The 14,243-nt window shown below is 66.3% G+C and carries 17 protein-coding genes; 1 reads left to right on the forward strand and 16 read right to left on the reverse strand.

Features of this window, described 5'->3' with window-relative positions; all coding sequences use genetic code 11:
* Positions 1 to 9: 9 nt before the first annotated feature.
* The 13 genes from tilS to ruvC form a co-directional block, all read right to left on the reverse strand.
* Complete coding sequence (gene tilS, locus ACZ52D_RS03830) at positions 10 to 1,263, reverse strand: tRNA lysidine(34) synthetase TilS (protein ID WP_222455342.1); 1,254 nt, start codon at positions 1,261 to 1,263, stop codon at positions 10 to 12.
* The gene (gene ybgF / locus ACZ52D_RS03835; RefSeq protein ID WP_222455343.1) at positions 1,260 to 2,096 is read right to left on the reverse strand and encodes a tol-pal system protein YbgF; all 837 of its coding nucleotides are present in this window, start codon (positions 2,094 to 2,096) and stop codon (positions 1,260 to 1,262) included. The genes tilS and ybgF overlap by 4 nt, the downstream gene beginning before the upstream one ends.
* Before the next feature lie 4 nt (positions 2,097 to 2,100).
* Positions 2,101 to 2,613 (reverse strand): peptidoglycan-associated lipoprotein Pal, encoded by a 513-nt coding sequence (pal, locus tag ACZ52D_RS03840; RefSeq protein ID WP_222455344.1) that lies wholly within the window; start codon positions 2,611 to 2,613, stop codon positions 2,101 to 2,103.
* 87 nt (positions 2,614 to 2,700) lie between these two features.
* The gene (gene tolB / locus ACZ52D_RS03845) at positions 2,701 to 4,026 is read right to left on the reverse strand and encodes a Tol-Pal system beta propeller repeat protein TolB (RefSeq protein WP_464442591.1); all 1,326 of its coding nucleotides are present in this window, start codon (positions 4,024 to 4,026) and stop codon (positions 2,701 to 2,703) included.
* On the reverse strand, positions 4,023 to 5,174 hold the full coding sequence (locus tag ACZ52D_RS03850) for an energy transducer TonB (RefSeq protein ID WP_464442592.1): 1,152 nt from the start codon (positions 5,172 to 5,174) through the stop codon (positions 4,023 to 4,025). Before ACZ52D_RS03850 ends, tolB begins: the two co-directional genes overlap by 4 nt.
* Positions 5,175 to 5,189: 15 nt before the next feature.
* Positions 5,190 to 5,681, reverse strand: coding sequence for an ExbD/TolR family protein (locus ACZ52D_RS03855; RefSeq protein ID WP_369925982.1), 492 nt, complete (start codon positions 5,679 to 5,681; stop codon positions 5,190 to 5,192).
* A 3-nt stretch (positions 5,682 to 5,684) separates the two neighbouring features.
* Positions 5,685 to 6,380 (reverse strand): protein TolQ, encoded by a 696-nt coding sequence (tolQ, locus tag ACZ52D_RS03860; protein ID WP_222455348.1) that lies wholly within the window; start codon positions 6,378 to 6,380, stop codon positions 5,685 to 5,687.
* A gap of 107 nt (positions 6,381 to 6,487) precedes the next feature.
* Complete coding sequence (gene ybgC / locus ACZ52D_RS03865) at positions 6,488 to 6,871, reverse strand: tol-pal system-associated acyl-CoA thioesterase (protein WP_464442593.1); 384 nt, start codon at positions 6,869 to 6,871, stop codon at positions 6,488 to 6,490.
* 61 nt (positions 6,872 to 6,932) lie between these two features.
* Complete coding sequence (gene thpR / locus ACZ52D_RS03870; protein ID WP_464442594.1) at positions 6,933 to 7,475, reverse strand: RNA 2',3'-cyclic phosphodiesterase; 543 nt, start codon at positions 7,473 to 7,475, stop codon at positions 6,933 to 6,935.
* Positions 7,475 to 8,140, reverse strand: a complete 666-nt coding sequence (locus tag ACZ52D_RS03875) for a hypothetical protein (RefSeq protein ID WP_464442595.1) — start codon at positions 8,138 to 8,140, stop codon at positions 7,475 to 7,477. The genes thpR and ACZ52D_RS03875 overlap by 1 nt, the downstream gene beginning before the upstream one ends.
* 406 nt (positions 8,141 to 8,546) lie before the next feature.
* Positions 8,547 to 9,566, reverse strand: a complete 1,020-nt coding sequence (gene ruvB, locus ACZ52D_RS03880) for a Holliday junction branch migration DNA helicase RuvB (RefSeq protein WP_222455352.1) — start codon at positions 9,564 to 9,566, stop codon at positions 8,547 to 8,549.
* 128 nt (positions 9,567 to 9,694) lie between these two features.
* The gene (ruvA, locus tag ACZ52D_RS03885; RefSeq protein WP_464442596.1) at positions 9,695 to 10,378 is read right to left on the reverse strand and encodes a Holliday junction branch migration protein RuvA; all 684 of its coding nucleotides are present in this window, start codon (positions 10,376 to 10,378) and stop codon (positions 9,695 to 9,697) included.
* Positions 10,375 to 10,872 (reverse strand): crossover junction endodeoxyribonuclease RuvC, encoded by a 498-nt coding sequence (gene ruvC, locus ACZ52D_RS03890; protein ID WP_222455354.1) that lies wholly within the window; start codon positions 10,870 to 10,872, stop codon positions 10,375 to 10,377. The genes ruvA and ruvC overlap by 4 nt, the downstream gene beginning before the upstream one ends.
* Before the next feature lie 327 nt (positions 10,873 to 11,199).
* Between ruvC and ACZ52D_RS03895 the strand changes: the two genes are divergently transcribed.
* Positions 11,200 to 11,418, forward strand: a complete 219-nt coding sequence (locus ACZ52D_RS03895) for a DUF1127 domain-containing protein (protein ID WP_369925976.1) — start codon at positions 11,200 to 11,202, stop codon at positions 11,416 to 11,418.
* 99 nt (positions 11,419 to 11,517) lie between these two features.
* Here the strand turns inward: ACZ52D_RS03895 and ACZ52D_RS03900 are convergent, their stop codons facing one another.
* From ACZ52D_RS03900 to ACZ52D_RS03910, 3 genes are all read right to left on the reverse strand, one after another.
* The gene (locus tag ACZ52D_RS03900) at positions 11,518 to 11,862 is read right to left on the reverse strand and encodes a hypothetical protein (protein WP_464442597.1); all 345 of its coding nucleotides are present in this window, start codon (positions 11,860 to 11,862) and stop codon (positions 11,518 to 11,520) included.
* 104 nt (positions 11,863 to 11,966) lie between these two features.
* Positions 11,967 to 12,839 carry a 50S ribosomal protein L11 methyltransferase gene (locus ACZ52D_RS03905; protein WP_417474305.1) on the reverse strand — a complete coding sequence of 291 codons (873 nt, stop codon included), beginning with the start codon at positions 12,837 to 12,839 and terminating at the stop codon, positions 11,967 to 11,969.
* Positions 12,840 to 12,930: 91 nt separating this feature from the next.
* A complete protein-coding gene (locus ACZ52D_RS03910; RefSeq protein ID WP_464442598.1) occupies positions 12,931 to 14,166 on the reverse strand; it encodes an MFS transporter in 1,236 nt (411 codons plus the stop codon).
* Positions 14,167 to 14,243 lie beyond the last annotated feature (77 nt).

Raw genomic sequence — 14,243 nt, forward strand, 5'->3', positions numbered from 1 at the left:
CGGGCAGGTTCAATGCGATAAAAGGGATGCGAAGAACTCTTCTTCGTTTCCGGCATGTTCTGCCGTCCACCCGTTGCCCAATCCGGCAGCAGGTGCGGCAACCAGATCGCTCCCGCGCCACAGAGCCGGGGTCGATTCCAGCACCGGTTGCGGCACACCGGGCAGGCGCCAGCCTGCGCTCCCCGCCAGCCCCTTGCGCCCCAGCGCGCGCACCTCGCAGCCTTTCGCGTCACCGCCAAAGACTGTCCAGCGCCCGTCCCACAGCTGCCCCGGCAGCCCGACCTGATCGCGCAAGGCGTTGTATTCTCGGCAGATCCAGATCTGCTTGGAGGTGGTCAGCAGATGGCAGCCCGAAACCGTCGCAGCGCCCCCGTTCCGGGCCGCCAGCACGGCGATCTCCATCGGCACCCGCCGCGGCGGATAATCGCTGGCCGCAACCCACTGGATCGCCTTCACCAGCAGGCGGTAGCCCGTTTCGCTGGGCAGCGTTCGGAACTTGCGCTGGCACAGCACCACCGCACCGGCCTGCACATGCGCCATGTCGCGCGCCGCCAGGAACACGTACCAGTCGAGCGCCTCGCGCGCCTTGGCGAGATGCTGCGCAACCTTGGACAGCACCGTCGGCGTCAAGCCCAGCGGCGCAAGCTCCGCCAGGGCGCGACGGGCACGCACCCGTTCGTAACGCAGATCGCTGTTGCTCGGGTCCTCACACCACTCGTGGCCCGCCTCGGTCAGATAATGGCGCAGCTCGCTGCGCGTCACCTCCAGCAGCGGCCGCATCAGGGTAACCCCGTTGTGGACACGGCTGGGCGGCATGCCCGACAGCCCGGACACCCCCGCGGCGCGCGCCATGCGCATCAGCAGCGTCTCGGCCTGATCATCCGCCGTATGCGCCACACAAAGCACCGGGATCCCCTTGCGTCTGGCCCAGCTGGTCAGCAGTTCATAGCGGGCCTCGCGCGCCTGCTTCTGCAGGTTCCCCTGCCCCGGCCCTTCGCGCCATTCGATGGTGTCATGCGCAATGCCCATCCGGGCCGCGGTGCGCCCAACAAAGGCCGCTTCGTCGGCGGACTCCGGTCGCAAGCGATGATCGATCGTCGCGGCGAACAGTTCCACCGGCTCCTGCGCGAAACAGGCCTGCATCAGGTGCAGCAAAGCCATCGAATCGCTGCCGCCCGAGACGGCCATGCCCAGTCTGGCAGGTGGCTCTGGCGGGAACTGACGGCGCAACAGCCCCTGGATATCCCGCCTCAGTCCCGTCAAGAACAGCCCAGCTTGTCCATCTCGGCCTGGGCAGCGGCCACCGGCTCTGTGCCGGGGAAGCGGACGGCGACCTCGGCCAGCGTCACGCAGGCCTGATCCGTCTGCCCCAACCGACCCAGGGCCGCGCCCAGCTCGAACAAGGCCTTTGGCGCCACCGGCCCGGTGGCATTGCCACTGAAGGCGGCCAGATAGGCGCGCGCCGCCTCGCGCGTGTCGCCCAGACCGTCCAGCGCCTTGCCTCGGCTGAAATCAGCCGCCGCGGCCAGCGGGCTGCCCGGATAGGCCTGGTTGAAGGCCGCGAATTTCTCCGCGGCGTCCTGGTACTGGCCTTCCGCCAGCAGCGCCTCGGCGGCATCAAAGTCCGCCTGCTCGCCAACCGCCAGCTCACCCGTGGCCGTGTCAGCCGCGTCCCCGGTCTCGACAGGAGACAGGTCTCCCACCCCGGCGGGCAGCTCGCCACCGCCCAGGGTCGTTGTCTCACCCAGAGCCCCGACATCGCCGCCTTCCAGCTCCACCAGGCGGAATTCGAGGTCCCCGATCCGGTTGGTGCCGTCGGTGACGATCCGGTTGATCCGATTCTCGAGGTTCTCGGTCTGTAGCGTCAGCCGCTGCAGCTCGCTCTCGATGGCCCCGACACGGTCGAGAACCGTGCTGCCCGAGGTATCGACCAACGGGGATCCCGTCGTCGACAACTCCCGCTTCAGGCGCTGGATTTCCACGTGCAGCACCGTCAGCTCCTGGCGGATGTCCGCCAGGGTCTGTTGATTCTGCGCGCCCAGGGGCAGCGGCAGCGCCACGACGACAGCCAGAAGCGCGGTGCGGAGGCGTCTCATCACCTTACCCCACCAGGCCACCGGCCAGCACGGTCACGGCGCGGCGGTTCTTGGCATAGCAGCTCTCTTCCGAGCAGATTTCCAGCGGCCGTTCCTTGCCGTAGCTGACCACCTTGATGCGGCTACCGGCAATCCCTTGCGAAATCAGGTATTCACGCGCCGCATTGGCCCGGCGCGCGCCCAGTGCGAGGTTGTATTCGCGGGTGCCCTTCTCGTCGGCGTGGCCTTCGATCGTAACCACGTAATCCGGATTCTGGGTCAGCCAGCGCGCCTGGCCCTGCAGGGTTGCCTGGGCTGCGGGTGACAGGCTGGACTGGTCATTGGCAAACAACACACGGTCGCCGATCGTTTCCCGGAAATAGGCCGGGCTGGCCGGATCCAATGCGCCCACGCCGATACCTGCGCCACCGGCGCCAGCCCCGGCACCGCCATTCACGTCATCGCTCCAGGGCGTGTTGCCACAGGCCGTCAACCCCAGTACGGCCACTGCCGCAATTGCCAATTTGAAACCGCTCATGATGTCCGCCTATCCCTTTGCGTTTCTTGTCCGGACGCTAACACAACCGCGATCCGGGTTCCATGCGGCTGTCGCCACCTGTTGCCGTTAGTGTTGCAGCGGCGACCACGCCGGATCGGAGGCCCCGTCGGGCGTCTTCACCGGCTTGAGGTTGCGCCCGGTGATATCCACCGAGTACAAGAGCGCCCGGCCTGTGCTGCCCTGGCTTTCACGGGTGAACATGATGACGCGCCCGTTGGGAGCCCAGGTCGGCCCTTCATCCAGGAACGACGCGGTCAACAGTCGCTCCTCGCTGCCATCCGTGCGCATCACGCCAATGTGAAACCGGCCCTTGTTCTGCTTGGTGAAGGCGATCATGTCGCCGCGCGGCGACCACACCGGCGTGCCATAGCGCCCCTTGCCGAAGCTGATCCGCCGCGCCTCGCCACCGCCTGCGGGCATCACGTAGAGCTGCTGACTGCCGGAGCGGTCGCTTTCAAACACGATCTGGCGGCCATCGGGAGAGAAGGACGGCGCGGTCTCGATCGACGGCGCGGAGGTCAACCGCGTCTTCGCCCCGGTGTCGATATCCATGGTGTAGAGATCGGTATTGCCCCCCTGCGTCTGCGAGTAGACGATGGTGCGCCCGTCGGGCGCAAACCTTGGGGCAAAGCTCATGGTGCCATCACCGCTGGACAAGACCTTGCGTTGCACCTGGCCAACATCCAGCACATGGATCTGCGGAAAGCCGCTTTCGTAGCTGGTATAAAGCACCCGGTCGCCGGTGGGCGAGAACCGCGGCGCCAGCACCAGTGAGGCGCTGTTGGTCAGGAACTGCACGTTCGCCCCGTCATAGTCCATGATCGCCAGCCGCTTGCGACGGTCGTTCTTGGGACCACTTTCGGAAACATAGACCACCCGGCTGTCGAAATAGCCACTCTCACCGGTGATCCGGCTGTAGATCGCATCGGCCACTTTGTGCGCCATGCGCCGCCAGCCATCGGTGGTGCCGGTAAACTGCAACCCGCTGCCAAGCTCGCTTTCGGCGAAGACGTCATATCCGCGGAAACGCACGGTCAGCCGATTGCCGTTGATGCCGACCGCGCCGGTAATCAGGGCCTGCGCATTGACCGCCTTCCAGTCGGCGTATTTCACCGGGCTGTCAAAGTTCGTCACCGTCGAGATATGGGCGCTGGCAGGCACCTCTCGAAACAGGCCGGTGCCGCTCAGGTCGGCGGCAATCACCCGCGCGATCTGGCGCGCATAATCTGCCGCCGCAGGGGTTTCAGGCACGAAATCCGGCACCGCATAGGGCAAGGGTTCAATCACGCCCTGGTCGATTTCAATGCGGAGCGGCCCGGACTGAGCCACGGCCACATCCGCCCCGGCCAGTGCCGAGGCTCCGATCAGAAGGGCTGCCAGGTAATTCCTCATTTGATCCGCATCCTTTCGGGATTGAATGTCATCTCAATATCGCGCCAATGGTCGTATTTTTCAGGGGGAAGATTGAACCCCCTGCTGCCACAGCGGATAATCGCGCGCCGAGCTGCCTCATACGCCTGTTTCGCCGCCGACGCGGAGCCGCCGGAGCTGGACAGCATCCGAATGGAGCCGGTGTCCGGCTTGCCGCTTTCCTGCAGCGAGACCCCGACGACCACGGTTGTGTTCAGCGCTTCCGTCGACAGCGAGCCGACATTCCAGCACTGCGAGACCGCCACCCGCAACGCATCCTTTTCCCCCAGCGTCAGCGGCGGGCCGGACGGCTCCGGCGCCTGCACCTCGCCGCCGCCCGCAAGCGCTTCGGCCAGGGCATCCTCAACCGCGGATGACGTGTCCGCCGGGGCCGGGTCCGCAGGCTGCTGCGGCTTCGCCGCTTGGGCGGTTTCGGTCACCTCCGGCTCAGGCTCGGGTTTGGGCGCGGGACGCTCGGGACGGCTTCTGGGCCGCACCGAGGTCGTCGGCGCGGCGGAGGCGGCGATCTCCTCGCCCTTGTTTTCCTCGGTCACGATGCGATCACTGGCAGCCTCGGGCGCGGTGGCCTCCTGCACCTCCTGCGGCGCTTCGGCCCCTTCCTCCGGGGCGACCTCGGGCTGCTCGACCTCATCGACCGCCACGTCCGGCTCGGGCGGGGCAACCGGTGTCGGGGCGACCCGGTCGACCGGGCGCAGTTCAGCCTCGGGGCGCGGCTGAGGCAGCACTTCGGCGATCTCCGGCTCGGTTTCGGCAGGCGGGATCTGCTGCGGCAGTTCCGGCTCGGGGCGCGGCTCCGGGCGGGTCGTCAGCTCGGGATCGGGCGCGACCGGCGGCACCGGCTCGGGCTGGGAAACCTGCGGCTCAGGATCCGATTGCGGCTCGAGGTCCGGCGCGGGCGACGCTTCCGTCGGCTCGGCCAGCGGCGCAGGCTCGGACGACAGCTCGGGCGCCTGGCGCTGCTGGCTCAGCTTTTCGAATTGCTCGGCAGAGATCAGTGACACCTGCTGAACCTCAAACGGCAACGGCTCGGACGGGAACCAGGCGCCGAAGACGACCCAGCCCATCAGGAGCCCATGCCCCGCCAGTGAAATTTTGGTCCCGGTCTGCACCCTGTGCGTCCCCGCCTACTGCCCTTCGCCCCCGGACGGCTGGCCGTCCAGCGCCGGGCCGCCGGTATCCGTTACCAGCCCCACGTTCGAAAAGCCGCCCGCGTTCAACGCGCCCATCACCTGCATCACGTCCGAATAGGCAATCCGCCCATCGGCGCGCAGGAACACCCGGTCAGAGCTGCGCTCTGCCGCGATGGCGCGCAGCTTGGGCACCAGCTGATCCAACGCAACCGGCGTGGTCTGGATCTCGACGCCGCCCTCGGCGGTCATGGTCACCGTCAGCGGCTCTTCCTCGTCGCCCGGCAGGGCGCCGGCGGCGGTCTTGGGCAGCTGCACCGGCACGCCCACTGTCATCAGCGGCGCCGCCACCATGAAGATGATCAGCAGCACCAGCATCACGTCCACGAAGGGTGTGACGTTGATCTCCGACATCGGCCGACCGCGGCCGCGGCGGCGCCCCCGGCGGCGATTGCCGCCCCCTTGAGGTTGCTGAACTGCGGCGCCCATGGCTCAGGAATCCAGCTGGCGGCTGAGGATGGTGGCGAACTCGTCGGCAAAGGCCTCGTAGCCACCGATGATGCGGTCACTGTCCGCGCTCAGCTTGTTGTAGAAGATCACCGCCGGAATCGCCGCCAGCAGGCCGAGCCCGGTGGCCATCAGCGCCTCGGCAATCCCCGGGGCCACAACGGCCAGGTTGGTGTTCTGCTGTTCGGCGATCTCGATGAACGCGGTCATGATGCCCCAGACGGTGCCGAACAGCCCGACGAAGGGCGCGGTGGAGCCGACGGTGGCCAGCACCGACAGGCCGCTTTGCAGACCTTCGGTTTCCTTGGCGATCGCGACATCCATCGACCGGTCGATGCGCGCCTGCGCACCGGGAATCAACGCCCCGTCGCTGCGGTGACTGCGCCGCCATTCCGTCATGCCCGCGGCAAAGATGCGCGCCGCCTGCCCCGGTGGTTCAGAGCCGACCTGATCGAACAGCTCGTCCAGCGGATTGCCGGACCAGAAGGCCTGATCAAAAGCCTCGGCCTCGCGGCGCGCCTGACGATAGTTGATCATCTTCTGGATGATAATGGCCCAGGACCAGATCGAGGCCCCGACCAGCATCAGCATCACCAGTTTTACGGTTACGGTGGCCCGCGCGAAAAGACCCCACATGGAGAAATCAATCTCCTGCGCCAGCGCCAGAGTTTCTGCTTCCATTTCGCCTGCTCTATGATGTCTTGGCCGTTTGCCCGGCCTTTATTGTCAGCAACGCTAACGCAGAACAAATCGAAAGGCCAATGAAACAGGCGTGACGGCGCCGATTGTTACATCAATGCGCGAATCTCTGCCGGCAGGCGGGCGGGCTTGCCGGTGGTGGTAATGCAGACGATGGTGACCTCGGCCCGGAACAGCGGCTGACCAGCGCGGCTGACCTCCTGCTGCAGCGTCATGCGCGCCGGAGTTACCTTGTGCATGCGGGTAGTGACCAGCAGTTCCTCGTCGAATTTTGCCGGCGCCAGATAGTCGGCCTCGATCCGGCGTACCACATAGATCAGCCCGGCCTCGCGCATGGCGTTCTGATCGACGCCGATGCCGCGCACCCAGTCGCTGCGCGCGCGTTCGATGAACCGCAGGTAATTGGCGTGATAGACGATCCCGCCCATGTCGGTGTCCTCGTAATAGACCCGGACGGGGAATTGGTGGATCATGCGCTGCTCTCCTGCCTGCTACGGCGCACACTAGTGGCGAGGCGTGCCACCCACAAGCCGGTCAACCGCTCAGCGAATACTCTGCCAGAATGTCATAGCGCGCGCCTTGCGGGGCCAGGGTGGACTGGAACAGCGCAACGCGCTCCGCGTCGCATTCGGACTGGAAACCCGACGCCGCCGCCAAATAGCGCGCCACCCTGTCCACCTGCCCCGCGTCCAAGTGCCGGGGAAAGCGTCCGAGGGTCACATGTGGGCGGAAGCGCTCGCGGGTCAGATCGATCCCGGCCGATCGGCAGGCGGTGCGAACACGGTCACGCAGCCGGGTCAGCTCGGGCGTCTTCTGCACCTGTGCCGCCAGCACCCGCGGCAGCTTGCCGCCAAACGTGTCCAGCCCGTGGAACGACAGCCGCACCGGTGGCGCGCTGATCTCGGCCAGGTCCTGGTGCAGCCTCTGCAGCTGGGCCTCGGGCTGGTCATCAAGAAAGGCCAGTGTCAGGTGCATGTTCTCTGCCGGGACATGCCGCCCCGCGGTCAGCCCCTCCTGCACCCGCTCCAGCGCGTCGAGGGCCGCATCGGGCAGCAGCAGGCCGACAAAGGCGCGCATCAGCTTTGCGGCGGCTCGGCTGGCGCCTGCAGCCGCGCGAACAGGCGCAGCGCATGGGATTTGTCCTCCGCCGCCACCGGCATCATCCGATCATAGGCGGCGGCGATCACCCCCGCGATCTCGGGCCGCAGGATGGTTGCGCCGGTCTCTGGCAGCACCGCCAGCGGCGAGGCCTCGGCGAATGCCCGGTCGCCCCACAGCAGCGCCACCTGCACCGCCTGGGTCAGCGCAAGCGTTTCCGCGGGCAACTCCGCCATTGCGCCCTGCATCTGCAGGAAGACAAAGGCCGCCTTGATGCCGCCCTGTTCGTCGAAACGGAAAGCGCGGTATTGGCTCGCACCGCTTGCCTTGAGACGGTCCACCAACGGCGCGAGATCGGGGATCATCCGGTCGAGATCCGGGACCGCCAGCAGCTCTTCCCAATCGCGAAAGAAGAAGAACATCAGGTTCGACCCCAGTTCCGGGTCGGTCTCGGCCATCTGGTGGCCTGCCAGCGTCATCACCGCCTCCACCGCGCCCTTGATGGTTCGCAGCGTTTCGTCCTGAACGCCGAATACGATTGGCGCAACCGGCCGCCCCCAGCGGGCAAAGGCATAAGAGCCGTCGTTGCGGGTGAACAGGGTTTCGATCTGCTCGGGCGTCAGGTTCGGCAACTGGGGGGTCATGGGCGTCTCCTTGGTCTTACCCCGTCTATGCCGTCTGCGCCGCGCCACGGCAAGGGGGGGGCTCCCGCGCCTGACCGCCCCTCTGGCTCCACCAGAGGGGCGGAAACAGCCTTGGGCCGGGCGCCGCTGGCGCGGCGCAGCAATCCCCCAAATGGAGCGGGGTCCAATACCGGAGTGCCCTTTCGTCTCTTTGCAGCGAGACGTCGGCCGAAGGCCGCGCCGCGCACCAGCGCGGCGCCCGGCCCAACGGGCGCAGGCGCATCTGTGATGCGCCGGCGCCGGGCGGGAGCGCCTGCCGGAGCGGTCCAGGCACAGGGAGCAATGGTCAGGACATCTGACCTGTTGTTTCGCGCGCGAAACATTGGGGCAGCAACGCTGACACAACTTATAGTGGTGTTTGGCGGTTTTACCCGAACAGGTCGTTCTGGCTGCGCGGTGGGCTCATTCCCAGGTGGGTCCAGGCCTTTTGCGCCAGCATCCGGCCACGCGGGGTGCGTTGGATCAGACCCTGCTGCAAGAGATAAGGTTCGATCACTTCCTCCAGCGCGTCGCGGCTTTCGCTGAGCGCGGCAGAAATTGTCTCGATCCCCACCGGGCCGCCGCCGTAGTTTTCGGCGATCAGCTTCAGGTATCTCCGGTCGGCCCCATCCAGCCCCAGCTGATCCACCCCAAGTCGCGTCAGGGCGCCGTCCGCCAACTCGCGGGTGATCGTGCCGTCACCTTCGACCACCGCAAAGTCCACGACCCGTCGCAGCAGCCGACCGGCAATCCGGGGCGTGCCCCTTGCGCGGCGGGCGATTTCGCGGGCCCCGGCGTCGTCGGCAGGCGCGCCCAATTTGCGGGCGTTGCGACTGACGATCTCGAACAGCTCGTCAATCGTGTAGAACTGCAGCCGGGTCGGAATGCCGAAACGGTCGCGCAGCGGCGTGGTCAAAAGGCCCATGCGGGTGGTGGCCCCCACCAGCGTGAAGGGTTGCAGCTCGATCCGCACGGTGCGCGCGGCCGGACCCTCGCCGATCACGAGGTCCAGCTCGAAATCCTCCATCGCCGGGTAGAGCACCTCCTCCACCGCCGGGTTCAGCCGGTGGATCTCGTCGATGAACAGCACGTCGCGGGCTTCGAGGTTGGTGAGGATCGCGGCCAGATCGCCGGCCTTGGCCAGCACCGGGCCGGAGGTCATGCGGAAGTTCACGCCCAGCTCGCGCGCGACGATCTGCGCCAGCGTGGTCTTGCCGAGGCCGGGAGGGCCGTGGAATAGCGTGTGGTCCATCGCCTCTCCGCGGCGGCGCGCGGATTCAATAAAGACCCGCAGGTTGGCGCGCGCTTCGGCCTGGCCGATGAATTCGCCCAACCCCTGGGGTCGCAGGGCGCGGTCGTTGTCCTCGGGCAGCGGATCGGGGCGCAGGGCGGGATCGGCGTCAATCATGGGCAACTCCCCTGATACGAAGGGCGGCGCCCGGCCGCGGGCGGAAGCGAAGCGCCCGCCCATCGGGGCGGTCGGGCGCTGCCCGGCCGGTCGGCCAGGCGGAACACTGAACTGAAAGCCTCACCTCATCACCCCTTTGGTGCCAGCAGGCGCAGCGCCGCGCGGATCAGTTCCGGCTCGTCAGCCTCCGGGCTGGCCGCGGCGGCCTCTGCCACGGCGGCAGCGGCGTCGGAGGGACCATAGCCGAGATTGCCCAGTGCCGACAGCGCCCCGGCCGAGGCCGCCGCTGCACCCGAAGGTTTCTTGGGCGCGGTCCTGCGGGATGGCTTGGCGGCTGGCTCTGCGTCCTCGATCACCTCCAGCGCCGGTCCGTCCATCGCGTCAGCGACGGTGCCGCCCATCGCCATCACGCCGGGGGCCTTGTCCTTCAGATCGAGCACGATGCGCTGCGCGGTCTTGGGGCCGACGCCCTTGGCCGCCTTCACCGCCGCCCAATCCCCCAGCGCGATAGCGCGGCTGACTCCATCCGGCCCAAGCGCGCCGAGGATCGCAAGCGACACCTTGGCCCCGACCCCCTGCACCGAAGTCAGCAGCCGGTGCCATTCCTTTTCGACCAGCGACGGGAAACCGTAGAGCTGCATCAGGTCCTCGCGCACCACCATGTCGGTATAAAGCGCCACCGCCTCTCCGACGCCGGGCAGCGCCGCAAGGGTGCGGTCCGAGCAGTAGACGATGTAGCCGACGCCGCGCACGTCGATCAGCACGTGATCCTGCGCGCGGTATTCCAACCGCCCTGTCAGCTTGCCGATCATGCGCGTTTCTCCTTCAACTGGCGCTGTCCCGTGCCACCGTAATAGGCGTGACAGATCGCGATCGCCAGCGCATCCGCGGCATCCGCCCCCTTGGGCGCGCAGCCGGGCAGCTGCAGTTTGACCATATGGATGACCTGTTCCTTCTCCGCATGGCCGACGCCGACCACCGTCTTCTTGACCCGGTTGGGGGCATATTCGCCCACCGGCAGCCCCGCCTTGGCCAGCGTCAACAAAGCCACGCCGCGGGCCTGGCCCAGCTTCAGCGTGCCGGCGCCGTCCTTGTTGACGAAGGTCTGCTCGATCGCGGCCTGATCGGGCGCATAGGCGGCAATCACCTCTGTCACCTGATTGTGCAACGACAACAGCCGCTCGCCGAGGTCATCGCCATCCGAGTGACACAGCCCGTTGGCGACATGGGACAGCCGCGGACCGTTTGATTCGATGACCCCCCACCCAAGGGTGCGCAGCCCCGGATCGATTCCCAATATCCGCATTTTCTGCCCGCTGCCTGCCCGCTCATTGCAATTTATTTTCACCTCAATAGCACAAAACGCGAACATGTCCAATTTCTTCGGCACAACCCACGGTTCTCTGCCCGGGCGAAAAACAGTCTGAAACCGACCATTCAAATAGCGCAAAACGACATTCTCGGCCGTTTCGAGCAACCGGGCGCATATCCCTTGTTTTTATGGCTCAAAGCCATGCGATTTTTGCATGGGACACATGCAAATCCATCACTTGCCGGAGCGTTTTTTCCCAACTAGATGCCGGCCATCGCGCAAGACGCGACCGACGGCAGCAGCAGATCAGAGGACAAGGACATGGCCGCATTTGACACCACCCGCACCGCTTATGGTTCCACCGGCCTTTTCGGGCGCATCGGCGGCCTGATTGCCGCTGCAACCGGCGCTCTTGTTGCCTGGAATGATGCCCGCGCAACCCGCAAGGCCCTGTCGGCGCTGAGCGACCGCGAGCTGTCCGACATCGGGCTGTGCCGCGGCGACATCGAAGACGTGGCCCACGGCAAACCGATCTTCTGAGACACTCGCGCGGCACCCGCCGCGCTTGAGGTCCAAACACGACAAACGCCGCGGCGCTGAGGCGCCCGCGGCGTATTTTTTTGTCACGACATGGGTTGGTCAGCCGAGCAGCTGCCGGATGCCTCCAGCCAAGGCCATGCTGGCCGGATCCCGTTGCATCACCATGGCACCGAATTGCTCTATGCCGTTGCCCTGGGACAGCCGCGCGACCCGCGCGTCGTAGCTCTGCTCCCCCAACGCGCAGATCAGGGATGCCTTGCAGACCAGAAACGCCGCCAGAACGTATAGACCCTTGCGCCCCAGCCCGCGCGATGGCGTCCGCAGCGGCTTTGCGACCAGCAGGCCGTCAGGCTGCATACGGATGGCACATCCCGACGACAGAGCCGTGTGCTTGCGGTTGATCTGCTTCAAACGTGCCTGAAATTGATCGCGATGCTCGCCCATATCCAGCCTCCAGGAGGTCCACCTGCTACAGGCGGACGATCTTTGGAGCGGAATGGGGCAAAATTGCGGCAATTAGATAAAATTCACCTAAAAGCCGCGTGAAATCAGGCCGCCTTCTGCAACAGCAACGTCGTCCATTCACCAATCTCCTCGCGCCGGGTGAGATTGATGCCATTCTGTGCATAAACGGCGACCACGTCATCGGCCTGTTCGTTGAGGATGCCGGACAGGATTGCATAACCGCCGGGGCGGAGATTCGCGGCCAGTTCCGGCGACAGCGCCACCAACGGGCCTTTCAGGATATTGGCAAAGATCAGGTCAAAAGGCGCCTGCTCCTGCAGCTGGGGATGGTCGAAACCCGCCGCCTCGAGACAGATCACCTGCCCGGCCATGCCGTTGGCCTTGAGGTTGGCCTCGGCGACTTCCACCGCCACCTCGTCGATGTCGCTGGCGAGGATGGTGCCGTCCCAGACCCGCGCCGCCGCCATCGCGAGCACCGCGGTGCCGCAGCCGATGTCCGCGACCTTGTTGGCCTCGAACCCCTGGTCCAGCAAGCAATCCAGCGCCAGCAGGCAGCCCAGCGTGGTGCCGTGGTGGCCGGTGCCGAACGCCATCGCCGCCTCGATCAGCAAGGGGATGCGCCCCTCGGGCAGCTTGTCAGCGTCGTGACTGCCGTAGACGAAGAAACGTCCGGCCTCGACCGGCGCCAGCTCGCGGCGCACATGGGCGACCCAATCGGTCTCGGGCACCTCGGAAACCACAAAGGGTTTGGCATCATGCATCGCGGCCAGCAGGGCCAGGCCCGCCTCGTCCGGGGCCTCGGTGAAATAGCCGCCAACCTCCCACAGGCCGGAGCCGTCTTCCATCTCGAACACGCCGATGCCGGTGGGTTCCGGGTTCAGCCGCTCCATGGCTTCGCCCAGTGCCTCGGCCTGGGCTTTTGCGGTCAGCGTGGTGAGGGCGGTGAAAGTGGTCATGGCGGCGCTCCTGAAACTGTTGCCCAGCGCCTAGGCCGCAACGCGGCCCGCGTCAAGCATTAGCCCCTGGCCGCCGCCACGGAGCGCGGGATCATTCCGCGGGCGCGGGCTGCGCGAACTTGCTGAAAATCGTCTCGTTGCCCGGCTCCGGGTGGCGCGGGATCAAGAGCGACAGCGCCAGCGAGATCAGCGCCATGCCCGCCGCCAGGGCAAAGACCATGCCCGGCGAATAGACCCAGAGCAGCCCCAAGAGCACCGGCAGGAACACCGCCGCGATATGGTTGATGGTAAAGGCCACGGCCGCGGTGGGGGCAATGTCGCCGGGATCGGCGATCTTCTGGAAATAGGTCTTGAGCGCCAGCGCCAGGGCAAACAGCACGTGGTCCACGACATACAGCACGGCCGCGATCACCACACCCCAGCCGAACCAGTAGATGCCGCCATAGGCCGCAAAGACGATGGCCAGCCCGGCATATTCCACGATCAGCGTGCGGCGCTCACCGAACACCGCCACCGCCTTGCCCAGCATCGGTGCCACGGTCATGTTGATCACGAGGTTGATCAGATAGAGACCGGTCAGCTCATGCACATCAAAGCCGAACTTCTCGACCATCATGAAGCCAGCGAAGACCACGAAGATCTGCCGCCGCGCACCGGCCATGAACTGCAGCGCGTAATACAGCCAGTAGCGCTTGCGCAGGATCAGCTTCTTGGTCTGTGGATGCGGTGCGTCGAATTGCGGATAGGCCAGCAAGGCGAACAGAGCGATCAGCGCGGTCACCCCGCCTGCAGCGAGGAAAACGGTGTTATAGGCCAGGTCGAAGCGGTCCCAGGTCAGCACGATGAGGCCATAGACCACCAGCGTCGCCGCCGAGCCCGCCGCCACCAGCCAGCCCAGCGTCTGCGGCGCGCGGTCCTTGGGCAGCCATTGCAGCTGCAGCGACTGGTTCACCGTCTCGTAGTAGTGAAAGCCGATGGAGCTGAGCAGCGTCACCATCAGGATCCCGCCGAGCGACGGGAACCAAGCGGTGACCGCGGTCGCCACGCCCAGCAGCACAAGCGAGATCAGCCCCAAGACCTGCTCGCGCACGAACAGGATGACGGCAATGACCCCCACCGCCAGAAAGCCGGGGATCTCGCGCACCGTGTGCAGCAGACCGATGTCTGAGCCGTCGAACTGCGCCGCCTCGATCACGAAGTTGTTGAGCAGCGCGCTCCAGGCGTTGAAGGCAATCGGCATCGCCAGCGCCATCAGGAACAACAGGGTCACCGGACGGCGCCAGAACGGGAGGCCTTGGGCCTCGGACAGGGGCATGGGTCTGAACATGAGCTAGGGTTTACGCGGCTTCGCCCGGGCTGGCGAGAGGGAAAACGGGCCTGCACAGTCAGCTTTGCACCAGCGCG

Source organism: Leisingera sp. S2M4 (assembly GCF_055398055.1).